The 25,745-nt window shown below is 53.1% G+C and carries 26 protein-coding genes; 14 read left to right on the forward strand and 12 right to left on the reverse strand.

Annotation, left to right across the window (positions count from 1 at the left end):
* Positions 1-51 precede the first annotated feature (51 nt).
* The 8 genes from solA to mdtH all read right to left on the reverse strand — a co-directional run bounded on the left by solA (position 52) and on the right by mdtH (position 6,570).
* Positions 52-1,170: an N-methyl-L-tryptophan oxidase gene (gene solA, locus PMPD1_RS09135; protein ID WP_173633737.1), complete on the reverse strand. Its 1,119-nt coding sequence runs from the start codon at positions 1,168-1,170 to the stop codon at positions 52-54.
* A 104-nt stretch (positions 1,171-1,274) separates the two neighbouring features.
* On the reverse strand, positions 1,275-1,529 hold the full coding sequence (bssS, locus tag PMPD1_RS09140; RefSeq protein WP_173633738.1) for a biofilm formation regulator BssS: 255 nt from the start codon (positions 1,527-1,529) through the stop codon (positions 1,275-1,277).
* Between the two features lie 203 nt (positions 1,530-1,732).
* The gene (locus PMPD1_RS09145; protein WP_173633739.1) at positions 1,733-2,011 is read right to left on the reverse strand and encodes a hypothetical protein; all 279 of its coding nucleotides are present in this window, start codon (positions 2,009-2,011) and stop codon (positions 1,733-1,735) included.
* A gap of 263 nt (positions 2,012-2,274) precedes the next feature.
* The gene (dinI, locus tag PMPD1_RS09150) at positions 2,275-2,520 is read right to left on the reverse strand and encodes a DNA damage-inducible protein I (protein ID WP_173633740.1); all 246 of its coding nucleotides are present in this window, start codon (positions 2,518-2,520) and stop codon (positions 2,275-2,277) included.
* A 90-nt stretch (positions 2,521-2,610) separates the two neighbouring features.
* Positions 2,611-3,660, reverse strand: a complete 1,050-nt coding sequence (gene pyrC / locus PMPD1_RS09155; protein ID WP_173633741.1) for a dihydroorotase — start codon at positions 3,658-3,660, stop codon at positions 2,611-2,613.
* A 171-nt stretch (positions 3,661-3,831) separates the two neighbouring features.
* A complete protein-coding gene (locus PMPD1_RS09160; protein ID WP_173633742.1) occupies positions 3,832-4,395 on the reverse strand; it encodes a lipoprotein in 564 nt (187 codons plus the stop codon).
* Between the two features lie 176 nt (positions 4,396-4,571).
* Positions 4,572-5,219: a glutaredoxin 2 gene (grxB, locus tag PMPD1_RS09165; RefSeq protein ID WP_173633743.1), complete on the reverse strand. Its 648-nt coding sequence runs from the start codon at positions 5,217-5,219 to the stop codon at positions 4,572-4,574.
* 148 nt (positions 5,220-5,367) lie between these two features.
* Positions 5,368-6,570 (reverse strand): multidrug efflux MFS transporter MdtH, encoded by a 1,203-nt coding sequence (gene mdtH / locus PMPD1_RS09170; RefSeq protein WP_173633744.1) that lies wholly within the window; start codon positions 6,568-6,570, stop codon positions 5,368-5,370.
* A gap of 372 nt (positions 6,571-6,942) precedes the next feature.
* Between mdtH and rimJ the strand changes: the two genes are divergently transcribed.
* The 3 genes from rimJ (at position 6,943) to murJ (ending at position 10,156) form a co-directional block, all read left to right on the forward strand.
* The gene (rimJ, locus tag PMPD1_RS09175; protein ID WP_173633745.1) at positions 6,943-7,533 is read left to right on the forward strand and encodes a ribosomal protein S5-alanine N-acetyltransferase; all 591 of its coding nucleotides are present in this window, start codon (positions 6,943-6,945) and stop codon (positions 7,531-7,533) included.
* Positions 7,534-7,582: 49 nt separating this feature from the next.
* Positions 7,583-8,503: a Gfo/Idh/MocA family protein gene (locus tag PMPD1_RS09180; protein WP_173633746.1), complete on the forward strand. Its 921-nt coding sequence runs from the start codon at positions 7,583-7,585 to the stop codon at positions 8,501-8,503.
* A gap of 117 nt (positions 8,504-8,620) precedes the next feature.
* Complete coding sequence (murJ, locus tag PMPD1_RS09185; protein WP_173633747.1) at positions 8,621-10,156, forward strand: murein biosynthesis integral membrane protein MurJ; 1,536 nt, start codon at positions 8,621-8,623, stop codon at positions 10,154-10,156.
* A 50-nt stretch (positions 10,157-10,206) separates the two neighbouring features.
* On the opposite strand, the gene flgN is transcribed toward murJ, so the two are convergent.
* From flgN to flgA, 3 genes are all read right to left on the reverse strand, one after another.
* Positions 10,207-10,638: a flagellar export chaperone FlgN gene (flgN, locus tag PMPD1_RS09190; protein ID WP_173633748.1), complete on the reverse strand. Its 432-nt coding sequence runs from the start codon at positions 10,636-10,638 to the stop codon at positions 10,207-10,209.
* 5 nt (positions 10,639-10,643) lie between these two features.
* Positions 10,644-10,943 carry a flagellar biosynthesis anti-sigma factor FlgM gene (gene flgM, locus PMPD1_RS09195; protein ID WP_173633749.1) on the reverse strand — a complete coding sequence of 100 codons (300 nt, stop codon included), beginning with the start codon at positions 10,941-10,943 and terminating at the stop codon, positions 10,644-10,646.
* A 102-nt stretch (positions 10,944-11,045) separates the two neighbouring features.
* Positions 11,046-11,705: a flagellar basal body P-ring formation chaperone FlgA gene (flgA, locus tag PMPD1_RS09200; protein WP_173633750.1), complete on the reverse strand. Its 660-nt coding sequence runs from the start codon at positions 11,703-11,705 to the stop codon at positions 11,046-11,048.
* A gap of 157 nt (positions 11,706-11,862) precedes the next feature.
* Between flgA and flgB the strand changes: the two genes are divergently transcribed.
* From flgB to flgL, 11 genes are all read left to right on the forward strand, one after another.
* Positions 11,863-12,276, forward strand: coding sequence for a flagellar basal body rod protein FlgB (gene flgB / locus PMPD1_RS09205; protein WP_173633751.1), 414 nt, complete (start codon positions 11,863-11,865; stop codon positions 12,274-12,276).
* A 3-nt stretch (positions 12,277-12,279) separates the two neighbouring features.
* Positions 12,280-12,684, forward strand: coding sequence for a flagellar basal body rod protein FlgC (gene flgC / locus PMPD1_RS09210; RefSeq protein WP_173633752.1), 405 nt, complete (start codon positions 12,280-12,282; stop codon positions 12,682-12,684).
* Between the two features lie 11 nt (positions 12,685-12,695).
* Complete coding sequence (gene flgD, locus PMPD1_RS09215; RefSeq protein ID WP_173633753.1) at positions 12,696-13,388, forward strand: flagellar hook assembly protein FlgD; 693 nt, start codon at positions 12,696-12,698, stop codon at positions 13,386-13,388.
* Positions 13,389-13,419: 31 nt separating this feature from the next.
* A complete protein-coding gene (gene flgE / locus PMPD1_RS09220; protein ID WP_173633754.1) occupies positions 13,420-14,646 on the forward strand; it encodes a flagellar hook protein FlgE in 1,227 nt (408 codons plus the stop codon).
* A 20-nt stretch (positions 14,647-14,666) separates the two neighbouring features.
* The gene (locus PMPD1_RS09225; RefSeq protein WP_173633755.1) at positions 14,667-15,425 is read left to right on the forward strand and encodes a flagellar basal body rod protein FlgF; all 759 of its coding nucleotides are present in this window, start codon (positions 14,667-14,669) and stop codon (positions 15,423-15,425) included.
* 17 nt (positions 15,426-15,442) lie between these two features.
* The gene (gene flgG / locus PMPD1_RS09230; RefSeq protein ID WP_173633756.1) at positions 15,443-16,225 is read left to right on the forward strand and encodes a flagellar basal-body rod protein FlgG; all 783 of its coding nucleotides are present in this window, start codon (positions 15,443-15,445) and stop codon (positions 16,223-16,225) included.
* Positions 16,226-16,348: 123 nt separating this feature from the next.
* Positions 16,349-17,053: a flagellar basal body L-ring protein FlgH gene (gene flgH / locus PMPD1_RS09235; RefSeq protein WP_173633757.1), complete on the forward strand. Its 705-nt coding sequence runs from the start codon at positions 16,349-16,351 to the stop codon at positions 17,051-17,053.
* 8 nt (positions 17,054-17,061) lie between these two features.
* On the forward strand, positions 17,062-18,171 hold the full coding sequence (locus tag PMPD1_RS09240) for a flagellar basal body P-ring protein FlgI (protein WP_173633758.1): 1,110 nt from the start codon (positions 17,062-17,064) through the stop codon (positions 18,169-18,171).
* On the forward strand, positions 18,171-19,112 hold the full coding sequence (flgJ, locus tag PMPD1_RS09245) for a flagellar assembly peptidoglycan hydrolase FlgJ (protein ID WP_173633759.1): 942 nt from the start codon (positions 18,171-18,173) through the stop codon (positions 19,110-19,112). Before PMPD1_RS09240 ends, flgJ begins: the two co-directional genes overlap by 1 nt.
* Positions 19,113-19,234: 122 nt before the next feature.
* Positions 19,235-20,881, forward strand: a complete 1,647-nt coding sequence (flgK, locus tag PMPD1_RS09250) for a flagellar hook-associated protein FlgK (RefSeq protein WP_173633760.1) — start codon at positions 19,235-19,237, stop codon at positions 20,879-20,881.
* A 21-nt stretch (positions 20,882-20,902) separates the two neighbouring features.
* Positions 20,903-21,868: a flagellar hook-associated protein FlgL gene (gene flgL, locus PMPD1_RS09255; protein WP_173633761.1), complete on the forward strand. Its 966-nt coding sequence runs from the start codon at positions 20,903-20,905 to the stop codon at positions 21,866-21,868.
* A 164-nt stretch (positions 21,869-22,032) separates the two neighbouring features.
* Here the strand turns inward: flgL and rne are convergent, their stop codons facing one another.
* On the reverse strand, positions 22,033-25,344 hold the full coding sequence (rne, locus tag PMPD1_RS09260) for a ribonuclease E (RefSeq protein ID WP_173633762.1): 3,312 nt from the start codon (positions 25,342-25,344) through the stop codon (positions 22,033-22,035).
* Positions 25,345-25,745 lie beyond the last annotated feature (401 nt).

Consider the following 25,745-nt stretch of genomic DNA (forward strand, 5'->3'; position numbering starts at 1 on the left):
GTTTTAATCAGAGATAAAATAAAGGCACAAATAAAATGTGCCTTTATTTTTTTAATCAGTAAAACGAGAAAGAGAGAACGGCGTTAAATCAAATTCAGTTTTTTTATCGCTGGCAAAGTGTGTTGCTATTTCGCCGAGTACGCTGGCAAATTTAAATCCATGTCCGCTTAATCCGGTAATCACTAAACGGTTAGGCTGAGCGGGTAATGTATCGATAATAAAGTCTTCATCCGGTGAATTATCATAGGTACAGGCTTCACCGCGCAAGCATACCCCGACTCCCGGTAAAAATTGCCGTAAAAAACGAAAGGTTTCGCTGCCGTCATCGGCCCAGGCGCCAAAAGGTTTTCGTTGTTCCGGCGTATCAATTGGCTGCCCACCGTCATGACGACCAATCTTTAATGCATTATTATCCGCCGGGAAGCCGTAATAATGGCTCCCGTCGGGCATCTCGCCAGTAAAAGCCGGAAATTGATTATTTTCACTATAGCGGCCATCCGCCTGGTGCCAGGCGAACACTTTGCGTACCGGTTTTATCGGCAATGAAGGCGCCAGTTTTCTTACCCACGTACCGGCGCTCAGCAACAATTTTTTCGCCAGAAACGTTCCGTCAGCGGTGGTAACGCGTTGTAGTGATCCTTCGTTTTCAATCCGGCTAACCGCGCAGTTGAATAACTGGGCGCAGCCAGCCTGTTCCGCTAACCGTATCCAACTGCGCACCGCAACTTCCGATTTGAGATAGCCCGACTGTGGCTCAAAAACGCCGAGATAACCGTCAGGAACGGTAATTTGCGGCCAACGTTGACGGACTTCATCTGCCTGTAGCAGTTGAATCTCCAGCTTAAATTGTTGGGCGCTATCGACGACATTGCGGATAAATTCAGAGGTGTGCGGCGCCAAATTGAGCACACCACAGCGGTGCATAATGCGTTCACCGGCCAGTTGCTCCAGTTCATCCCACAGCGCCTGAGCGCGTAGTACCATCGGAACGTAACGGGCGCCTTCGCCGTAGGCATGACGTATCAGGCGGGTTTCACCATGATGGCTCCCTTGTTGATGCGGGGGGTGCGCACCGTCAATCATTAATACTTTCAGCCCGGCGCGTGTGGCGTAAAAACCAGCCGCCGCGCCAACTGAACCGCTGCCGACCACGATTAAATCGTAAACCATATCGGGTTAACTCCTGAAACTAACCTTGAGCACGGCAGGATAACAAAAGATGACGGGCAATAAAAAGGCACCCGCAAGGGTGCCCTGGTTTATTGCTACGCAAATTAGTGCTTTTTGTAATCGCGATCCTGATGCCCGGTCGCTTCGATTTTGGCAATGCCCGCCTCTAAAATCGAAATAAATTGTCTGGCGACATCGGTAGTTAACCAATAGGTTTGTCCTACCTCAGCTTCATCATGTTGCTGTTGATCTGATGAAAGCGAATGCAGACGAATCATCATGGCATCATAACTGTCTACGGTACTGATGTCCCATCCCACCAGGGGATGCGTTTGTATAACGTCTTTGTTTCTGTCCATTATAACCTCCTTATTACTCGTAGAACGAAGTGATTTATTGAGGTTTCAATGCGGCTTTTTTTTCAGAGCAGACTAATTATAACAGTGAAATTAGTATCGACAGAGCGAAAAATGCGAAAAATTAAAATGAAAAGCTACTTAAAGAGTATTTAATCGGCAGAATTATCTGATTGCAAAATAAAAAAACGTGCCTGGCAATTTTATTAATCAGTATTGATATCCGGTTGAATTCTGACCGCACCGCTACGTTTTTCCAGTTCATCTGCTAAACGATTAAAGTGTTGTTGTAACGCCTGGTCATGATTCTGATTTTGCGCTTCGAGGCGCAAGCTGTGGATCAGCAAGTGATTTGACTTATCATCAAGGCAAAATGAAAGCCAGGAAAACGCATTTTCCAGCACCGTTAAACGGCGTTGCTGATCGCTAATGAAAGCTAATAGCTCGCCAAATGTCATGGTCTCTTCGGGATTATCGGCGGTCATGAGAACATCTCCTGTAAAACATGCTCGCGCAAGGATATGACATGATTACTGCTCAGTCTACACTGACCAGGCTTTCAGCCGTATGTGTGTTGGTGGTTTTCTTTTGTGACAATCTGTTTATACCCGTCATTCTTCAGGTTGCCTGTGGGTGCTCCTCTTCCTGCAACGCAAATTATTAGGGTATGGGTTCTGGTTACTGAGGTAAGGAAAAGCGATAAAAAAGCCGGACGCGATATCCGGCAAACAACGGCACAACAGAGTGGTTAACCAGTAATAAACCAGTCATCAGCGCTTTCCCAGGTTTCCTGCAAAATTTCGCTGATCCGATCTTTTTCCTCTTTGCCCGACCCCATAACCGTCAAATTATTGGCGCTGGCATAGCGGACCGACACATGGTTTTGCGTTTCGGGATAATGGTGATTAATTCGTTTTTCCAGCTCGCTGGTGAGCGCTTCAAGCGCGCCTTGAGGGAGTTGAGTAGTTTTTGCGACAGTAACTTCGACACGCATAAAAGCCTCCGAAAAGTATACTGTATATAAATACAGTATACTCGATGCGAAAGCAATAAAAAGATGGGAAGCCAACGCTTCCCGAAAGGATTAGGCGGTAGCAACTTGCCAGTTGAGGGTTTCCCCGGCGAGGAAGGGCACCAGCGTTTCTTCGCCAATACGAATACTCTCTTCTACCGTCCACGGGGTTCGAACTAACTTCAGCGTGCCCTGATTGAGCGGCAGCCCATAGAAACGCGGGCCGTTTTCTGAACAGAAAGCTTCAAAGTGCTGTAGCGCGTTCATCTCTTCAAATACCGTGGCATAGGCGGGCAGGGCGGTCGGCGCATTGAACACGCCCGCGCAGCCGCAACTGGCTTCTTTACGATGGCGTAAATGCGGCGCGGTATCGGTTCCGAGAAAGAAACGCGGGTTACCGCTGGCGATAACTTGGCGTAACGCCTCCTGGTGCACATTACGTTTGAGGATCGGTAAGCAATATAAATGGGGGCGTACGCCGCCGACCAACATATGGTTACGGTTGAACATCAAATGCTGTGGCGTGATGGTAGCGGCAATATAACGATTGCCCTCCTGCACGTAAGCGGCGGCCTCTTTGGTGGTGATATGCTCGAAAACGACTTTAAGCTCCGGGAACTGCTGGCGTAGCGGTGTCATCACCGTTTCGATAAAACGCGCCTCACGATCGAAAATATCAATATGTGCATCGGTGACTTCGCCATGAATCAATAATGGCATCCCGATTTTTTGCATCCGCTCCAACACGTGGGCGATGGCTGCAATATTGGTAACGCCGTGGCTAGAGTTAGTCGTGGCATGGGCTGGGTACAGTTTTGCCGCCGTGAACACCCCTTCATTAAAACCTTTTTCGACTTCGTTCGGATCGAGCGAATCGGTCAGATAGCAGGTCATTAACGGCTGAAAGTCATGCTCCGCCGGAACGGCGGACAGAATACGCTCGCGATACGCGCGCGCCGCCTCGACGCTGGTGACTGGCGGTACCAAATTAGGCATCACAATCGCACGACCGCATACCGCGCTGGTATAAGGCGCCACGGTTTGCAACATGTCATCGTCGCGCAGATGGATATGCCAGTCGTCAGGGCGGCGAATAATAAGTTCTTGAGGGCGTGCAGTCATGTTTAAGGCTCCGGCTAAGAAGAAAAGATCACATGGCGGATTTCAGCCGGGGACTAAGCATAAGGATAAAGGCAACCGATTGCACTTGGTTTATGTGGTTAGAAGAAAAAAAGCGTGAGCAGGGCGGCTCACGCTTTTGGCTGGTGGCTGGACCGAAACCGGCAGCGATGATTAATCGGTAAATGGAATCACTAACTCGCCGGGCTTCACTTCCAGCCCTTTGGCGAATTTCTTCGCTAACGATTCGGCTTTACTGCGATCGGAACTTAAAACGTAGGCCGGTTTACGATCAAAGTAGCTTTTTAGTGACTGGTTAAGATATGGCGTCACTGATTTCATGATCGACTGCATTTTTTCCGGCTGTACGTCCGCGTCGACAATTTCCAGATCTTTGAGATAAATGGCGCCCTTGTCTTTATCAAACCACGGTTGCGCCTTCATTTTAAGTTTCATGGTGGCTTGTTGCGGGCCGAAAAGTGAAGTTATATTGACGTCAGCATCGCCGGAAAGTGTGACTTTGTTCGGCTCTTCACGGCCAATTTGGCTACTTAAATTGCTCAATACAATGTGCGCATTAACTAAGCCCGATACGCCAATATCTTTTTCATAATTATTATGTTTTTGCAGCGCCTTGTTAATGTCCTGCTCGTTAACGGTGTACTGAGTGAGTTGGTTACAGCCGACCAATAAGCCAGCAAAAATAAGGGCTGCCAGCCCGAGAAATGCCTTCTTCATTCAAATCCTCAATAATTTTATTCACACAAACGGTCCTGTTTCAGCATGATAGCTTGCCTTAGCGCGTCGTCAGAGTCACCAGGATATCACTGAAAGGGGGGCGAAAAAGGCAAGGAAATGTGTCGGTAAACGGAAGTGGGTTAAATGGGCGGCGAGTGTTAGCGCCGCCCCGCTGATTAAATAGCAATTGAAGAGAGCAGGTTAACTTGGGTTTGTTTAGCCATATTGTCCCGATACTCTGCCACGCGGCTGGGATATTCAACGCCGGCAACCAGCGTAAGGGAACGCAGTAAGGGGAACAGATGAATATCGTCTTCCGACAGTTCGCCATTGACCGCGTTCGGTTTGACGATGAACTTATCCAGATCGCGCAGATCCTGGCTAATTTTCTTCACCAGACCCGGCGCATGTTGCTTCAGCTCAGCGAAACTGCCGACATTTGCCTCTTTTTTGTCCTTAAAATAACGGCGTGCTTCAGGGGTGGCGAATTCAGCAAAAGCGGCTTCGGCAATACGCGGCAGCAACAATTTATTCACGTAGCCATTCACCTGACGTAGCCAGTCACTGATGGCCGGATTGGTTTTGCCGGTGATCAAAGGCTCACCATCTTGCTTATCGATAAAACGAACAATATCCATACTCTCAGGCATACAACTGCCATCCTCTTTTTGCAGAATGGGAGCTATCTTCTGACCGATTAATTTTTTTGGCGTTTCTTCGTCATCGTTAAGCAGGACAACCAGTTCGACCGGCAGATTTTTTAAGCCGAAAATCATGCGTGCTTTAACGCAGAATGGACAATGATCGTAGATGTAAAGTTTCACCGGATCTTCTCCTTACTCACGTGGATAGCGGCCCTTGCCGCCATTAATATTTTGAATGTATTAGGGAAGTATGGAAGAGAATAGGGCGAAGGGCAAACCGCGTCGGCGGCATAAGCGGCTTGCCGACACGGAAAAAACGGTGAAAGTCTTAGGCGGGCGATATCCCCGACGCCACATCGCGTGGCTGGAATTGCCACCACAGCGCCAGTAACGTCACCATGCCGACGCTACCAAGCATTAGCCACGGTAATTCCGGCATCGCTAACTCACGCCCGGCGTCAAACATCCAGCCGCCGCCGGTGTAACCAATCGCGCCGCCGAAGGCCAAGCCAAGCCGACTGAACCCCATATAGCTACCGCGTGCTCGAGCGCTGGCAAGTGAGGCGCTTAGCGTTTCTCGTGCCGGCTCAGCAATAATCGAGCCGATATAAAAGGTGCAGATCAACATAAAGAGCTGTTGTAACGTGTTGGTCATCCCTATCGGCATAAGGCTGAGCGTCATCAAAAACAGGCCCGCCATTAAGCGTTGCTCAAGACGAAAGCGCTTCTCGCTCCAGCGTGCAATCGGGTACAGCAAGGTGAGCGATAACGTTGCTTCAATGGCATACATCCACTTTACCGCGCCCGGCACGCCAGCAATTTGATTAACCATTATCGGCAGCATCAACATCACCTGCACGGCTAACGTGTAGTAGCCGGTCAACGTCAACACATACAGACAGAAGCGCTTGTCACGCAGTACGCGGCCCATTCCTTCCAGCATTGAGGTGCGTTCAGTCGAGATACGCCACGCCGGTAGTAGCCAGGCATTAAACCCGGCGGCGGCAACAAAAACTGAGGCGCCGGCCCAACACACCAGGCGGAAATCCCACGACAATAGCCAGCTACCGATTAGAGCGCCAATCACCGCGCCCGCGCTATCCTGCATCATCAACAGCGAGAAAAACCGCCCGCGTTCGCGAGGACGAATCAGCTTGATCACCATCGCGGTACGCGGCGGATCGAACAGGGTGCCGCCGAGGCCAGAAAGAATACAGGACAACCACAGAATCCAGGGTTGATGAGCGACCGCCATGCTGGCAAAACCGGCGGCGCGCAGCAGCATCCCGGTAACGATCATCGGCTTCGCGCCGAAACGATCGGCAATCGCTCCGCCAAAAATGCCCAACCCTTGTTGTACCAATTGGCGTAAACCCAGCGCGAGGCCGACTGAGAGCGCCGCCCAACCCAACTGGTCGACAAAACGAATGGATATCAGCGGAAAGACCACGAAAAAGCCTAACACCACCAACATATTATCAACCAGTAAGAATGCCTTTCCGAGGCGTCTGGCCCGTGCGACCCGCGACATGCTTGTTCCTAAGCGTAAAAGAAGAGAAAACAGCCAATTGAACTATTCTCCGCTTTTATCCTCCTTTTTGACAGCCAATGCAGAATGATATTTTTTTATCGAAATAGTGCAATTTGTGCTGTAATTTCAGCAGGTAACTTGTGAGAAACACCGCGATATTTGCAGAGAGTTTTACCCAAACGGCCAATGACGGTTATATTGGGGGCCGGCAGTCAAAAACATCCGGTTTTATCGGTTATCGCCCGGAGTGGTTTCGCAAGCTGCTTGTTTAATCGATTTTTTTTATCAGCCATGTATGCCCTAACGCATTTACGTTGTCGGAATGTCAATGCACGTGCAGCTTAAGCGGGCGGGTATACTTCAGGAGAAAAGATGTTTGGCTACCGTTCTTCTGCACCGAAAGTGCGTCTGACAACCGACCGGTTAGTGGTCCGTCTGGTTCATGAACGTGATGCCTGGCGGCTGGCTGATTACTATGCGGAAAACCGTCTGTTTCTCAAGCCCTGGGAGCCGGTGCGTGATGAAAGCCACTGTTATCCGTCGGGCTGGCAGGCCCGTCTGGGGTTGATCGCGGATATGCACCGGCAGGGCAGCGCATTCTATTTTATTGTTATGGATCCGCAAGAGAGCGAAGTTCGGGGTGTGGCGAATTTTAGTAATGTGTTACGCGGTTCGTTTCATGCCTGTTATTTGGGTTATTCGCTGGGCGAAAAATGGCAGGGGCAGGGCATGATGTATGAAGCGTTACAGGCGGCGATTAAGTATATGCAACGCCAACAACATCTTCACCGCATCATGGCGAACTATATGCCGCATAATCAGCGTAGCGGTAATCTGTTAGCGCGTCTGGGGTTTGAAAAAGAGGGCTATGCCAAAGATTATCTGCTGATTGATGGGCAGTGGCAGGACCATGTGCTCACCGCACTGACCTGGCGCGAGTGGGCGGCAGAGCGTCGCGGATAATCACTACCTGCCGGGGCTTACCGGCTTCACAAGCAGAAAGGAGAGAACTATGGCACCGCGTATTGGCGTGGTCGGCCTGGGCGGCATCGCGCAGAAAGCCTGGCTTCCGGTGATTGGACGAGCGGATAGCTGGCGTTTGGTGGGCGGTTTTTCTCCCAATCAACAAAAAGCGCAAGCGGTGTGCGATAGCTATCGGATGCGTTGCTATTCACGGCTTGACGTGCTGGCGGCCGATTGTGACGCGGTCTTTGTTCACAGTAGTACGGCGTCGCATTTTGCCGTGGTACGTGAGTTGCTGTTGGCGGGCGTTGATGTGTGCGTCGATAAACCGCTAGCGGAAACGCTTAGTGAGGCAGAGAAGCTGGTTGAGCTGGCAGCAAAGCAAGGGCGCAAACTGATGGTCGGGTTTAACCGTCGCTTTGCCCCACGTTATCAACAGCTAAAGTCGCAACTGAGTGAAGCGGCGTCGGTTCGGATGGAAAAACATCGCAGCGACAGTGTCGGGCCGCAGGATTTACGTTTCACCTTACTGGATGACTATTTGCATGTGGTGGATACTGCGTTGTGGTTAGCGGGTGGCCGCGGCAAATTGCATCATGGCGTGCTGCATACCAATGAAGCCGGGCAGATGCTGTATGCCGAGCACCATTTCAGCGTTGGCGGGACGCAGGTGACCACCAGTATGCACCGCCGGGCAGGAACGCAGCGCGAATCGGTGATGGCGCTCGGCGACGGCAACACGTGGCAGGTGGATGAGATGCGAGACTGGCGTCACGAGCACCACGGGCAGTTAGCGATCGATCCGGTTCCGGCGTGGCAAACAACGCTGGTCCAGCGTGGGTTTGACGGCGCGGCGCGCCATTTTATCACCTGCGTTGAAAATCAGACGATGCCTGAAACCTCCGGCGAACAAGCCCTAATGGCGCAGCGTGTGATAGAAAAACTGTGGCGCGAAATTGATAACGAATAACTCGCTGTAACAATAGTTTGTGGTTATTTCGCTGCGGATTAGTAGACTAGGCGCAGCTTTCGTCGGAAAGAGACTTTTGCCGATGTTTTTACTCTTTTTCAGGATGCGCAGTAAACCATGAACCTGTTGAAATCGCTGGCGGCGGTCAGTTCCATGACCCTGTTTTCACGCGTACTGGGCTTTGCCCGTGATGCCATTGTGGCGCGCGTGTTTGGTGCCGGTATGGCGACCGATGCCTTCTTCGTTGCCTTTAAACTCCCTAATCTATTGCGCCGTATTTTCGCCGAAGGCGCATTCTCACAGGCGTTTGTGCCTATTCTGGCCGAGTATAAAAGTAAACAAGGCGAGGAAGCGACACGGGTATTTATTGCCTATGTCTCTGGCCTGCTAACGCTGGCGCTGGCGCTGGTCACTTTCCTCGGTATGATTGCCGCACCCTGGGTTATTTTGGTGACCGCGCCCGGTTTTGCTGATACCGCAGATAAATTTGCCCTTACCTCGGCCTTATTACGGATTACCTTTCCCTATATTTTGCTGATCTCGCTGGCCTCGCTGGTGGGCGCGATATTGAATACCTGGAACCGTTTCTCGGTACCGGCGTTCGCGCCGACGCTGCTGAATGTCAGTATGATCGGCTTCGCGCTATTTGGCGCGCCACATTTTCATCCGCCGGTATTAGCGCTGGCATGGGCGGTGGTGGTGGGCGGCGTGTTGCAGCTTGGCTATCAGTTACCGCATCTGAAGAAAATCGGTATGCTGGTGCTGCCGCGCGTTAACCTGAAGGATGCGGGCGTCTGGCGCGTGATGCGTCAAATGGGTCCGGCCATCCTCGGGGTATCGGTCAGCCAAATTTCCCTGATTATTAATACGATTTTCGCCTCCTTTTTAGTCTCCGGTTCCGTTTCGTGGATGTATTACGCTGACCGTCTTATGGAGTTTCCTTCCGGCGTGTTGGGCGTTGCGCTGGGCACGATTTTGTTACCGTCGCTCGCGAAAAGTTTTGCCAGCGGTAACCATGACGAGTATTCACGGCTAATGGATTGGGGGCTACGCCTCTGTTTCTTATTGGCGTTGCCGAGCGCGGTGGCATTGGGGATTCTTTCCGGCCCGCTCACTATCGCGCTGTTCCAGTACGGTAAGTTCACCGCGTTTGATGCCGCGATGACTCAGCGCGCGCTGGTCGCCTACTCGGTTGGATTAATGGGGCTGATTGTGGTGAAGGTGTTGGCGCCAGGTTTCTATTCGCGTCAGGATATTAAAACGCCGGTCAAAATCGCGCTGATTACGCTGGTTATGACACAGTTGATGAATATGGCGTTTATCGGCCCGCTAAAACACGCCGGGCTGTCGCTCTCTATCGGTTTAGCGGCTTGCCTGAATGCCGCATTGTTGTACTGGCAATTACGTAAGAAACAGATCTTTCAGCCGCAGCCGGGCTGGTCGGGTTTTCTGCTACGGTTGTTTATTGCGTTAATCGCGATGGCGGCGGTCCTCATCGGCCTGATGATGGTGATGCCGGCATGGGAGAGCGGTAATATGCTGTATCGGCTGTTACGCCTGGCGCTGGTTTGCGCCGCAGGCGGCGGCGCTTACTTTATTATGCTTGCGTTGCTGGGGTTCCGCGTGAGGGATTTTGCCCGCAGCGCCGCCTAGTGGGCGACAGATGAAAAAATGGCCGGTTTTACCGGCCCTTTTTTATGAGGCTAAATCTTCCGGCTAACCGCTACATCCGGTGTGGTTTGCCCGTCTGGCCCATAAAAAGACTGGCTATGGTGCGGTTTTAAAATCGCCAACGCCTGCTGGTTAAAGTGCATTTGCTGGTTAAGCAACAGACCATTATGCGTATTGGTATCGCGTAGCGTCTGGGTACGTTGCTGGATAAGTTGCCAGCTACGCGTCAACACGGGATGGCTATGATAGGGAGCCTGAAGGCCGTTTTGTTTTTCCATCTGACGGCGTAATTCGTCCAGATAGTTCAGCGTGCTGAGTAGCGAACTTTTATCTTCGGTGATGCGCTGTAACAATCTGCTATTAATATGCCCGACGGAAAGCTGCTGTTGCTCCTCATCCATCACCGCGTTCAGCGAAGTGAGGACATCCAGCATTTTATCTAAAACGGCGGTCAGGTTATTCATGACGCTTATTTACCCTGTAAGTAATCTTTGGTTTCCTGAATCAACGCATCGGCAATTTTACCGGTATCCATTTTTAACTCGCCGTTACGAATAGCTGTTTTAAGCTGCTCAACCCGGTCGGTATTAATATCCTGGCTACCAGGCTGCATTAATTGCGCCTGCGCGTCGCTCAGGCTAACCTGTGCGCCGGATTCAGTCACGCTACCGCTGACGCTTGGGCGCGCTTTGCTGGCAGCGGCCTCATTATTATCGCGTGGCTGTACGCTATTAATCGGCTGCAAAGGTTGGGTTCTGTCGATGCTCATTATCTGGCTCCTGTAAGTTCAGGCGAGAGTGCTGCCTGATAAGCAAAGCGTAATATGTTTGTTAATCCAGTTATCGGCAGAACAACGGCTGGCTTTAACGCTTTATAGCGTTATAAGAATATTCCCATCCGCATCGACTTTACCACTGACAATTTGCCCGTTGCCCATCCGCACGCGCACTGCCTGCATCGCGGTGGCATTGTTTAGCGCACGGCCTTCACCGCTGGCATTAAAGCCATCGCCTTGCGCCACCACCATCACATTTTGCCCCGCCTTCACGCGCCACGGGCGGCGCAACATCGACAAAATAATCGGCTGGTCGGGTTGAATATCACGCACGCTGACCGCGTCGAGTGCTTGTTGTGGATCGAGCATAACCTGCGCCGGTAAAGTGTCAAGACGACCACGCCGGAGTTGCATATCGGTGGCGGTTAACGCGGTGCCACGTGAGATTTGCCGCACGGCAACCACATACTCGCCGGTAACCTGCACTTCAACCTGTAGATAACGTCGATTTTGCCCACAGTTAGCCGCGACACTCATATTTCCCCACAGACGGCTGTTGCCTGGCAGACTGAACTGCGGCATTTCACAGGCTGGCCACTGAGAGGCTGGCGTACGCACCACCACATTCATCCCCACGGCATGCTGCGGGTCGCGCGTTTTAAAGAACTGGCTGAGTTGCGAGGTGAGATCGCTCGCTGCCGCCGGTAATGATAGCAGCGCCAGAAGCGTGACCAGCAGCGGTGTGGTTCGACGCATTTTACTTTTCCCCTTTCCGGACATTGCGCAGATTCTACCCGCACGCGCGACAACTCAAGCCGCAAAATAGCGACGCTTTTTAGCGCTATTCCGTCGATAGGCCTGGCGCATGGGTGATTATCCTGTCTGCTCAAAATTCTCACTTTCCGGAGGAAGCATGCTCGACAAACTGGACGCGGCGTTTCAGTTCGGCACCGAGGCGTTAAACCTGCGCGCGCAGCGGCAAGAGGTCTTGGCGTCTAACATCGCCAACGCGGATACGCCCGGCTACCAGGCGCGGGATATTGATTTCGCCAGTGAACTGAACCGGGCGCTGGAAAAAGGGCGTGCTCAGGGAAGCGGTCTGGCGCTGACGGTTACTTCGACGCGCCATATTCCCGCCGAAACCGTGCAGCCGCCGGCGCTGGATTTGCTGTATCGCATTCCCGATCAGCCCGCGATGGATGGCAACACGGTTGATATGGATCGTGAACGTACGCAGTTTGCGGATAACAGCCTGAAATACCAAACCGACCTCACGCTTATCGGCAGCCAAATCAAAGGCATGATGAGCGCGTTACAGGGGCAATAATCGATGGCACTTCTGAACATTTTTGATATCGCCGGGTCGGCGATGACCGCGCAATCGCAACGTCTTAACGTTAGCGCCAGCAACCTGGCAAACGCCGACAGTGTCACCGGGCCGGATGGTCAGCCTTATGTGGCAAAACAGGTGGTGTTCCAGGTGGATGCTGCGCCAGGCGCGGCAACCGGCGGCGTGCGCGTCGCGCAGGTGGTGGACGACCCCACCCCGGCGAAACTGGTTTATGACCCCGGCAATCCACTGGCTGACCCGAAAGGTTACGTCAAGATGCCGAACGTAGATGTAGTGAGCGAGACGGTCAACAGTATGTCGGCATCACGCAGCTATCAGGCCAACGTCGAGGTTCTGAACACCGTGAAGTCAATGATGATGAAAACCCTGACGATGGGTCAATAACGGAGAAGGCTATGAGTATCGCCGTAGATGTAAACCAGCCGCTTAATAATAGCGTCGTTAACGGCAGCAGTAGCGCCGACAACAGCGCGAGCGCGGTATCGGGCAGTAGCGCAGCCGATTTACAGAGTAACTTTTTGACGCTGTTAGTGGCGCAGTTAAAAAACCAGGATCCCACCAATCCGATGGATAACAACCAACTCACCACGCAGTTGGCACAAATTAACACCGTAAGCGGTATTGAACAGTTGAACACCACGCTGGGCTCGATTTCCGGTCAGATAAATAGCAATCAGTCACTGCAAGCTTCGGCCTTACTCGGCCATGGCGTGATGGTGGATGGGACGCAAATTTTGGCCGGTAAAGGGCAGACGACGCCATTCGGCGTTGAGCTGGCGACGGCTTCCACCGCCACGTCCGTCACCATCAGCGACTCCACCGGTAAGGTGGTGCGTACCCTGGATCTAGGCGGTCTTAGCGCCGGGGTCCACTCCTTCTCGTGGGATGGCACCTTAACCGATGGCTCCACCGCGCCGGACGGTAAATATACCTTCTCGGTAACCGCCAGCCAGGGCGCGGATCAGTTAGTTGCACAACCGTTGAATTATGCCTTGGTAAATGGCGTCACTACCGATGCCAGTGGCGCAATTCTTGACCTCGGGACGATGGGAACCACCTCGCTCGATAATATTCGTCAGATTATTTAATCACGATAATCACCTTTCTCAGGAGTGACCTATGTCATTTTCACAAGCGGTTAGCGGCTTAAATGCGGCGTCCAACAATCTTGATGTTATCGGCAACAACATTGCCAACTCCGCGACGGCGGGTTTCAAATCCAGCACCGTCTCTTTTGCCGATATGTTCGCCGGTTCGCAGGTGGGGATGGGGGTTAAAGTGGCTGGCGTAATCCAGGATTTCAACGATGGCACCCCAACCAATACTAGCCGTGGGCTGGATGTGGCCATTAGCCAGCAAGGTTTTTTCCGCATGACGGATGCCAACGGCGGGGTGTATTACTCGCGCAATGGTCAATTCACGCTGGATGAAAACCGTAACATCGTCAACATGCAAGGTCTGAACCTAACCGGCTACCCGGTTGCCGGTACGCCGCCAACCGTGCAAACCGGTGCTACGCCGGTACCGCTGAGCGTGCCGACTACGCAGATGACCGCTAAGGCCACCTCAACCGCCTCGCTGGTTGCGAACCTGAACTCTTCGGATGCGACCAAAACCGATGCGGATTTCGATCCGACCAAACCGGATACCTACAACGCCAAATCGACCATGACCACCTACGACACGTTAGGTAATGCGCACAGCATTGATTTGTATTTTGTGAAAACGGGCAACACCACTGATGCCGACGGTAACATCAGCAGCACCTGGAGCGTTCATCCGGTCGATTCCACCACCGGCAGAGCGACGCCAGCCTTTGATATGACCTTCAACAGCAGCGGCGTAATGACCTCAGACGCTACCCAAACCATTAATATGGGCGCGCTGGACGGAGCCGATCAACAAACTTTCGCCTTGAACTTCACTAACAGCATGCAGCAAAACTCGGGGGCCAGCACCTTCGGTAACCCGGTACAGGACGGTTATAAGCCGGGCGATTTAACCAGCTATCAGATTAACGATGACGGCATGGTGGTGGGTAACTATTCCAACGGAGAAACGCAGCCGCTGGGGCAGATTATCCTCGCGAACTTCGCGAACCCGGAAGGGCTGAAATCAGAAGGCGATAACGTGTGGTCCTCAACCAATGCTTCCGGGCAACCGCTGGTGGGCCTGGCCGGTACCGGTAACCTCGGAACCTTGACCGCCGGCGCGCTGGAGTCCTCGAACGTCGATCTGAGTAAAGAACTGGTCAATATGATTGTTGCACAACGTAACTATCAGGCGAACTCGCAGACCATCAAAACGCAGGATCAGATCCTCAACACCCTGGTTAACCTGCGCTAAGTCGCTAACGGGATAGCTCTATGGATCACGCGATATATACCGCGATGGGCGCCGCCAGCCAAACGCTCGATCAGCAAGCGGTGACGGCCAGCAACCTGGCCAATGCCTCCACGCCGGGATTCCGCGCGCAGCTTAATGCGTTGCGCGCGGTGCCGGTTGAAGGGCTTTCACTCCCCACCCGAACGTTGGTGGCAGCCTCAACACCAGGCGCGGATATGTCGCCGGGGTCACTGGATTATACCGAACGCCCGCTGGATGTAGCGGTACAGCAGGATGGCTGGCTGGTGGTGCGCACCCCCGATGGGCGCGAAGCCTATACGCGTAACGGCAGTATGCAGGTGGCGCCTGACGGCGAATTAACGATTCAGGGTAACCCGGTGATGGGCGATGGCGGGCCGATTGCGGTACCGCAAAACGCCCAAATTACTATCGCCGCCGATGGCTCAATAACGGCGTTAAATCCGGGCGACCCGCCGAATGCCACGGTGCAGCTTGGTCGTCTCAAACTGATCCGCGCTACCGGTCAGGAGTTGACGCGTGGCGATGACGGTATGTTCCGGCTAACGGCAACGGCCCAGGCGCAACGCGGCGCGACGCCGCCAACTGATACGACGGTGCAGGTGATGCCCGGCGTGCTGGAAGGGAGCAACGTGAAGCCGGTGGAAACCATGGTCGACATGATTGCCAATGCGCGGCGTTTTGAGATGCAGATGAAAGTGATCTCAAGCGTTGATGAAAACGAACAACGAGCTAACCAACTGCTCAATATGAACAGCTAAGGTCAAAGGATACTCCCATGATTCGTTCTTTATGGATCGCGAAAACCGGCCTTGACGCCCAGCAAACCAATATGGACGTCATTGCCAACAACCTGGCAAACGTGAGCACTAACGGCTTTAAACGCTCGCGAGCGGTATTTGAAGATCTGATGTACCAAACGCTGCGTCAGCCAGGCGCACAGTCTTCCGAACAAACCGTGTTGCCATCTGGTTTACAGATTGGTACCGGCGTGCGTCCGGTAGCGACCGAGCGTTTACACAGCCAGGGTAACCTGTCAAAAACCGATGCGTCGAAAGACGTGGCCATTAACGGGCAGGGTTTTTTCCAGGTACAGATGCCAGATGGCACCTCGGCCTATACCCGTGATGGATCGTTTCAGGTTGACCAGAACGGTCAGTTAGTGACCAACGGCGGTTTCCCGGTACAGCCAGCGATCACCATTCCGGCCAACGCGTTGAGCATTACCATTGGTCGCGATGGCGTGGTAAGCGTGACACAGCAAGGGCAGACGCAACCGGTACAGGTTGGGCAACTGACGTTAACCACCTTTATCAACGATGCGGGCCTGGAAAGTGTCGGGGAAAACCTGTACCAGGAGACGCAGGCATCCGGCGCGCCAACCGATAGCACGCCGGGTCTTAACGGCGCGGGTCTGCTTTACCAAGGGTATGTAGAAACCTCTAACGTCAATGTGGCGGAAGAGCTGGTGAACATGATCCAGACGCAGCGCGCTTACGAAATCAACAGCAAAGCGATTACCACTTCCGATCAAATGTTGCAGAAACTGACGCAAGTGTAATCCACCGCGCGGATGGGCTAACCCGTCCGCGCCAATAACGATGGATGGGTGTAACGAGCCATCGTAACGGTGAGTGTGAACTCGCCAGGCAATACTCAGTTCTCAATGAAAGGTACTTAATCCGTGGCGAAGCCATTGCAAAACCAGCCTCGACGTCTCTTTGTCGCGGGCCTGTTGTTAACCCTAAACGGTTGCGCGCTGATCCCGCATACTCCGCTGGTGCAAGGGCCGACGACAGCTCAACCGCTACCGGCTTCGCCGCCCGTGGTGAACGGCTCGATTTTTCAGGGGGTGATGCCAATGAATTACGGTTACCAGCCGCTGTTTGAGGATCGTCGTCCACGCAATATTGGCGACACCCTGACGATTGTGTTGCAGGAAAATGTTAGCGCCAGCAAAAGTTCATCGGCGAATGCCAGCCGCGACGGTAGCAGTAGCTTTGGCTTAACCACTGTGCCGAACGCGCTGGAAGGGTTATTAGGCGGCAACAAAACCGCCCTTGACGGTGCCGGTAAAAACGATTTCGCCGGTAAAGGCGGCGCCTCCGCCAATAACACCTTCACCGGTACGATCACCGTCACGGTTAATCAAGTACTGCCAAATGGCAACCTGCACGTGGTGGGTGAGAAACAGATCGAAATTAACCAAGGCACTGAGTTTATTCGTTTCTCCGGGGTGGTTAATCCTCGCACCATCAGCGGCAGCAATACGGTGGTCTCTACCCAAGTTGCCGATGCGCGCATCGAATATGTCGGCAATGGTTATATCAACGAAGCGCAGTCGATGGGCTGGTTACAGCGCTTCTTCCTGAATATCTCGCCGATGTAAGAGGATTTATGAACAAATTAGCACTACTTCGTCTGGGATGTTTACTGCTGCTGGGGATTAGCACCTTGGCGTCTGCCGATCGCATCCGTGACCTTGCTACGGTGCAGGGCGTGCGTGATAACCAATTGATTGGCTATGGTCTGGTGGTCGGCCTTGATGGCACCGGTGACCAAACGACACAAACCCCGTTTACGACCCAATCACTGAATAACATGTTGTCGCAGTTAGGGATTACCGTTCCTACCGGCACCAATATGCAGTTAAAAAACGTGGCGGCGGTAATGGTCACCGGCAGCTTGCCGGCCTTTGGTCGTCAGGGGCAGCAAATCGATGTGGTGGTTTCCTCGCTCGGCAATGCCAAAAGCTTGCGCGGCGGAACCCTGCTGATGACGCCATTAAAAGGGGTTGATAACCAAGTCTATGCGCTGGCGCAGGGCAATATTTTAGTTGGCGGCGCGGGCGCGGCGGCAGGCGGTAGCAGCGTGCAGGTTAACCAGTTAAACGGCGGCAGGATCACCGGCGGCGCCACCATTGAGCGCGAGTTGCAGAGCAATTTTGGCAGCCAAAACACCATTAACTTGCAACTGAATGAAGAAGATTTTTCCATGGCGCAGCGAATTAGCGATGCGATCAATAGCCGTAGCGGCTACGGTTCCGCTACACCGTTAGATGCCCGCACCGTGCAGGTTCGGGTGCCGCCGGGCAACAGTTCCCAGGTTCGTCTGTTGGCAGATATTCAGAATATTGATGTCTCGGTACCGATCCAGGATGCGAAAGTGATTATTAACTCGCGCACCGGCTCGGTGGTGATGAACCGTGAAGTGACATTAAGTTCTTGCGCGGTGGCACAGGGCAATTTGTCGGTAACGGTCAATCAGCAACAGGTGGTTAACCAGCCGGATACGCCTTTCGCCGGTGGACAGACGGTGGTGACGCCGCAGACACAGATCGACTTGCGTCAAAGTGGCGGTGCGTTACAGCGCGTCAATGCCAGCGCCAATCTGAACAATGTGGTGCGCGCGCTTAATGCACTTGGCGCCACGCCGCTGGATTTGATGTCCATTCTTCAGTCAATGCAAAGCGCGGGATGCCTGCGCGCTAAACTGGAAATTATCTAATGAACCAACCGCCATTACTGACCGGCGCGGCTTACGATAGCCAGTCATTAAACGAACTAAAACGTCAGGTGACCCACGACCCGAAAGGGAAAGCAGTAGAGGTGGCGAAACAGGTCGAAGGGATGTTCGTTCAAATGATGCTAAAGAGCATGCGTCAGGCGCTGCCGCAGGATGGCGTGTTTAATACTGAACAGACGCGTCTGTATACCTCAATGTACGATCAGCAAATCGCACAACAGATCGGTGAACACGGTCTGGGGCTGGCCGATACCATTGTGAAACAGATGCTTCCTGCGCTACCGCCGGATGAAACCGCAGGCACCGTGCCGATGAAGTTGGAGAACGATGGCGCCATTAATACGCTGCCGCCGTTGGAACTGGAACAAATGGTTCGCCGTGCGGTACCGCGCCTTCCCGGCGCGCCGAATGCGTTAAGTGGTGACAGCAGCGAGTTTATTGCCCAACTGGCGCAACCGGCGCAGATCGCGGCGGCGGCGAGTGGTATCCCTCATCATTTGATTCTGGCGCAGGCGGCGCTGGAGTCTGGATGGGGGCAACGGCAAATCCTGACCCGTGAAGGTAAACCAAGCTATAACCTGTTCGGGATTAAAGCGGGCGGCAGCTGGCAAGGGGAAACCACAGACATCACCACCACCGAATATGAACACGGCGTGGCGAAGAAAGTGAAAGCGTCGTTCCGCGTTTATGGCTCTTACATTGAAGCCTTGACCGATTACGTGAAATTGATTGGCAGCAATCCGCGCTACGCGGCGGTCACCAATGCGCAGACCGCAGAGCAGGGCGCACATGCTTTACAGCAGGCGGGTTATGCCACCGATCCGAACTATGCGCGAAAACTGGTGGGGGTTATCGCGCAGTTCAAAGGCATTGGTGAGAAAGTCGCCAAAGCGTATAACCATGATCTCAGTAGTTTGTTCTGATTTTTTACTCAAGTTTTCGTACAGCACGACGATAACTCTTACAGGTCAACTCGCGTTAAGCGGTTGGCATCCGTTTCGTTTAAAGTCGGCCCGGATTTGCACCCAGGCCAGAAGGAACCGACATGTCCAGCTTAATTAACTCCGCAATGAGCGGATTGAACGCCGCACAGGCCGCGTTGAGTACCACCGGTAATAACATCAGTAATTATAATGTGCCGGGTTATTCACGCCAGAACGTGATATTGGCGCAATCGCTGAGTACCTTAAATGGCAGTAGCTATTACGGTAATGGCGTGACGGTGAGCAGCATACATCGTGAATACGATAGCTTTATTACCGCCCAATTACGCAGCGCGAGTGCGCAGGGCAGCGGAATTAGCACCGAATTTAATCAGATCTCCAATATTGATGACCTGCTGTCATCAACGACGAATAGCCTCTCCACCACCTTGCAGGACTTTTTCACCAATTTGCAAAATGTGGTTAGCAATGCTGATGACCCCTCGGCACGCGAGACACTGTTAGGCAAAGCGGATGGCTTGGTTAACCAGTTTAAGGTGACCGACCAATATTTACGGAATATGGACAGCAGCGTTAACGACTCAATTGGTTCGTCAGTGTCGCAAATTAATAACTATGCCAACCAGATTGCCAACCTGAATAACCAAATTACCAAGCTGAAAGGAGCGGGCGGCGGCGCCGATCCCAATAACCTGCTCGATCAGCGTGATGAGTTAGTTAACCAGCTTAACGATTTGGTGGGCGTGACGGTTACGCAGCAGGGCGACAATTATATCGTTTCTATGAATAACGGCCCGACGTTAGTTAATGGTGGTGATACCACGAAACTGGTCGCGATGGCGTCAAGTAGTGACCCTTCACGTACCACGGTAGGCTATGTCGATAAAACCGCTGGCAATATTGAACTCGATGAAGGGCAGATTAGTAATGGCTCATTAGGCGGTTTACTGAAGTTCCGCCATGACGATCTTGATCCGGCAAGGAATCAGCTTAACCAGTTAGCGCTCAATTTTGCCGACAGCTTTAATACGCAGCATCGCGCGGGTTTTGACAGTAACGGCGATGCGGGTACCGACTTCTTTGATATTGGCGCGCCGAGCGTGGTCAGCAACAGCAAAAACACCTCGAACACTACCCTGACCGCAACCTGGAGCGATACCAGTAAAGCGCAGGCCACCGATTATCAGGTCAGTTTCGACGGGACCAACTGGAACGTAAAGCGCCTGTCGGATAACTCGCCGGTATCAGCTACGGTGGACAGTGACGGTAACCTTAATTTCGATGGGTTATCCGTCAGCGTCGCCGGTACGCCAAACGCGAAAGATAGCTTTATCGTTAAGCCGGTCAGTAATGCCATCGTCAATATGGATGTGGCCATTACCGATGCGTCAAAAATCGCCGCCGCCGGTGCGCCAGGTGACGATGGCGGCCAAAGCGATAACCGTAATGCGCAAAGCTTGCTGGATCTGCAAACCCAAAAACTGGTTAACGGCAATAGTACTTTGTCGCAAGCGTATGCCAGCCTGGTGGGCGATATCGGCAATAAAACCAGCACCTTGCAAACTACTAATGACACGCAAACCGCAGTGATTAAACAACTGGGCGACCGCCAGCAGTCAGTCTCCGGCGTCAATCTTGATGAAGAGTATGGCGATTTGCAGCGCTATCAACAGTATTACATGGCGAACGCGCAGGTATTACAGACTGCATCGGCTATTTTCGATGCGCTGATTTCTATTCGTAGCTGATAAGGCAATAAGGATTTAACCATGCGTCTAAGTACCAGCATGATTTATCAACAGCAGATGAGCGGCATCAGCGATGCGCAAACGAGCTGGTTGAAAGTCGGCGAGCAATTAGCCAGCGGAAAACGCGTTATCAACCCTTCAGATGATCCGCTGGCGGCGTCGCAGGCAGTGGTGCTCTCTCAGTCACAGTCGGAAAACAGCCAGTACCAACTGGCGCGAACCTTTGCGAATCAAAGTATTTCGCAAGAAGAGAACAACTTAGGTAATGTGACCGGCACCATTCAACAGGCGCAGCAGATTCTGGTTGCCGCGGCAAACGGGACACTTTCCGACGATGACCGCGCCTCTTATGCCACACAGTTAGAGGGCATCCGCGAGCAACTGCTAAACCTTGCGAACGCGACCGATGGTAATGGGCGTTATATTTTTGCCGGTTACAAAAGCGATAGTCCACCGTTTAGCGAAGATGCGACCGGGGATGTCACCTATAGCGGCGGCGATACGCCGATTCAGCAAAAAGTCGATGCCAGCCGGGTTATGACCACCAGTCATACGGGCGCGCAGGTCTTTATGTCCCTGACCAGCAATGCGGTTAAAGAGCCGGATGGGAGTGATGGCGAGAGCAATATTTTTACCACCTTGAATAACGCGATTAACTCGTTAAACACGCCGCTGAGCGATGCGGACCAAGCCACGAAAGATGATGCCTCTGCCGCGTTGGATAAATCCAGTCGGGGACTGAAGAACTCGCTCAATAATGTGCTGTCGGTCCGTTCAGAGCTTGGCACCCAGTTAAGCGAACTGGATAAACTGGACAGTATGGGCGACGATAGCGCCCTGATACAGGATCAACAAATGAACAATTTGGTTTCGGTTGATTATACCAGCGCCATTTCCAGCTATATCATGCAGCAAACTGCGTTGCAGGCCTCCTATAAGGTCTTTAGCGATCTGTCTTCCATGTCGCTCTTTCAACTCAATAAATAAAAAAAGCTTGTCTTAGCCATTTGAACGTACTTAAACCGGGTACGTTCAGTTTTATCCCGTCTCCGTGATTGATTGCGAAGGCGGGATTTTTTTTGTCAGTGACGGGAGAATAAAAAACCCCGGCAATGCCGGGGTTTGAAGGTATAACCGGAGGACGCTAAGCGCTATGGCCGGGTTGCCGGCGCGGTAGCCTGATGCGTTGCGGTATGCCCGCCAGCGGCACCTTTGCCGTCGAAATTAAACGATGGGCGTACCCAGTCACTCTGACGTACCGGCTCTGGCTGCCAGGCAGGCGCTGGTGCTTTAGTCATCGGTGCTGTCGCGTGGTGCCGGAAGGAGCCTGAAAGAGATTGTGCGGCAGTGTCGGCAACCGGCTCATCACGGGCGGCAACCGGTGCATGCGGTTCCGTCGCCACGATCTCTTCGGTTGCGCTAACCGGCGCATTCAGAACTTCCTCAACCTGCGCTTCGGTGGACGATGTCACCGCTGCCGGATGGCGCTCCGCTTCGTCGCTGGCGGTTTCTGCCGTCGGTGTAATGACCGGTTCAGCCACTTCAGCCACCGCATTTACCTCTACCTGATCGGCCGGTTCGGCTTGCTCAGCGGTATGTTGTGCGACGCGCTCATCAGCGGCGGAAATAACCGACGGCTCACTGTTAACCGGTACTTCAATCGGTGTCGTATCGTCGGTGTTCACCACTGTAATCGGTGCTTCAGGTTGCTGCGGTTCAGCCTGCTGTACCGCCGCTTCTTCAGGTTGTGCGCTATCGGTTGCCGTCTCAATCGATTCCGTAGGCGGTAACGCTACTGCCGCAGCGGTATCCTCACGACGATAATCTGGCGTGCTGATCGGTTCATCGTTCGGCGTAGCGGTAGCGGTTTCCTGTGCGGGTGCGATGGGATAGCTGACCCAGACTTTACCCGAAGCCATTTCAGGCGAGGCGGAGGCAAACGTTACCGGCATCGGTGACTGCGTTGGATAACGCTCATCACGGTAACGACGACGACGCTGACCGCTGACGCGCAGATGACGCGGAGAACGGCGTGAGCGGCGCGGCATGTTGTTGCTATCGCGGCTTTCGCTATCTTCCTGCTCTTGCACGTTGGAATCACTAACCGGCGCAGTTACCGAGACCGGCGCATCCTGGGTGACGACCGTCGGCAGCGGGGCGGCCTGCGGTTGTTCGTCGGCGACAGGCTGCTCACCGGAGGTGAAGCGGATTTTCTGATTCAACTGACGCGGTTTACGACGCGGCATCACCTGCACACGCTCTTCCACGGCGTTTTCAGCCGGTTCTTCGATTAACGGCGCCGCTTCAGCTTTAACTTCCTGCTGCTGTTGCTGACGTTTCTCTTCCTGACGGCGACGTTGACGCTCGGCACGCTGTTCGCGACGTTGCTGCTGCTGTTCATCACGCTGCTGCGTGCGTGTTTCGTCATTGCTCGGAGCTTGACGTGCGTCACGCTGTTCGGACGTGGTGCCATTAACGTTGTTGCGCTTATTACGACGGTTGTTGTCATCGCGGTCACGATTGTCACGCCCTTCGCGATTATCACGCGCCTGCGCGCCATCAACGTTACGATCGCGGTTATTACGATCGCGACGATTAGTATTGCGGCGATTATTACGACGCTCATTACGCTGCTGCTGTTCGCTCTCGCCGGAGACTTCGGTTTCCACCTTGGCAGGGGCGGCGACAGGGCTACTCTCTTCGCCGGCGAACAGTTTTTTCAGGCCGCCAAAGAAACGGCTAAGTAAGCCAGGCTGAGTGGTGGCCGGACGAGCCGGACGAGCCTGACGAGGCGCGGTTTTGCTGGCGCTCTCGGTTACCACCGAGGTCGCGGCTTCCTGTGGCGCAGGAGGCGCATCCGGCATAACAAATGCGGCTAGCGCCGGCTGCTCTGGGTTACGACGTTCAGCGTGCTCTTCTTCAGACGGCAGCGCCATTTCCGCTTCGTGCAGTTTCGGCAGATGGTAGCTGAGCGTTTGCGTCTCTTCGCCTTTACGCACGCGCAGAACCGAGTAGTGCGGCGTTTCCATCTGATCATTCGGCACGATAATGGCACGCACGCCACCCTGGCGTTTTTCAATCGCACTCACCGCGTCACGTTTTTCGTTAAGCAGATAAGAGGCGATTTGTACCGGGACGATGGCGTGAACTTCTTTGGTGTTCTCTTTCAGCGACTCTTCTTCAATCAGACGCAAAATAGAGAGCGACAGTGATTCGTTATCACGAATAGTGCCAGTGCCGCTACAACGTGGGCAGACGTGATGGCTGGATTCGCCCAACGACGGGCTCAGGCGCTGGCGTGACATTTCCAGCAAGCCAAAACGTGAAATGTGGCTGATTTGAATACGCGCGCGATCCTGACGTACCGCTTCACGCAGACGGTTTTCTACCGCACGCTGATGGCGCACTGGCGTCATATCAATGAAGTCGATAACAATCAGGCCGCCCAGGTCGCGTAAACGCAACTGACGGGCAATTTCATCGGCCGCTTCCAGGTTGGTATTAAAGGCGGTTTCTTCAATATCCCCGCCGCGCGTGGCGCGCGCTGAGTTAATATCAATCGCGGTCAACGCTTCCGTGGTATCAATAACGATCGAACCACCGGAAGGCAGGCGAACTTCGCGCTGGAAAGCCGACTCAATTTGCGACTCAATTTGGTAATGGCTAAACAGCGGGATCTCACCGGTATAAAGTTTAATCTTGCTGCTGAAGTCAGGACGGCCTAACGCGGCGATGTGCTGACGGGCTAATTCAAGGACTTTCGGGTTATCGATCAAGATTTCGCCGATGTCCTGGCGCAAATAATCCCGGAAAGCACGCACAATAACGTTACTTTCCTGATGGATCAGAAACGGCGCGGGACGACTTTCCGCCGCTTTCTTAATCGCTTCCCAATGCTTCATGCGGAAACTGAGATCCCACTGTAGCGCTTCGGCAGACTTACCTACGCCTGCGGTACGCACAATCAGACCCATACCGTCCGGCAACTCCAGTGAAGAGAGCGCCTCTTTCAACTCGGTACGATCATCACCTTCAATCCGGCGTGAAATACCGCCCGCGCGTGGGTTATTCGGCATTAATACCAAATAGCTACCGGCCAGACTGATAAACGTGGTCAACGCAGCGCCTTTATTGCCGCGCTCTTCTTTATCAATCTGCACAATGACTTCCTGGCCTTCACGCAACACATCTTTAATGTTGGGGCGGCCATGGGCATTGTAGTTCGCAGGGAAATATTCGCGGGAAATCTCTTTCAGAGGAAGGAAACCGTGCCTTTCCGCGCCGTAATCAACAAAAGCCGCTTCAAGACTGGGTTCAATGCGCGTGATCTTACCTTTATAGATGTTGGCCTTTTTCTGCTCGTGTCCAGGACTTTCAATATCCAGATCGTACAGACGTTGTCCGTCAACAAGGGCAACACGCAACTCCTCCTGCTGAGTCGCGTTTATCAACATTCTTTTCATCTTAACTTACTCGTTATTCTTACATTAGTGACAAAGCTGCGGGCAAAGTAACGCTTGACGATGGATAACCGATGGCCCCGTGTCTTAACGCAAAGCCGTCAACCTCCCGGTTATCGGCGGCGCAAGGGGCGCAAAAAATCTCGGCAGCCTGTTTTTTATAAGAAAAAACAGCGCTTCTTATGAGGGAATCAACACTGAATTTACCAGAAAGAATCAATCCCGTCTTATCGTCAAGGCTGCAACCCGCAGCCCGCTAAATGCCTGATTGCACAATACGTCTTACGCCATTGCTGCGTGTATACCCGTCATACTTCAAGTTGCATGTGCGTTAGCTTCATTCGCTCACCCGAGTCACTTAACGGAGTAAGCTCATCGGGATTCACTCTCTTGCTGCCTTTCTG

Source organism: Paramixta manurensis (genome assembly GCF_013285385.1).
GTDB classification, from domain to species: domain Bacteria; phylum Pseudomonadota; class Gammaproteobacteria; order Enterobacterales; family Enterobacteriaceae; genus Paramixta; species Paramixta manurensis.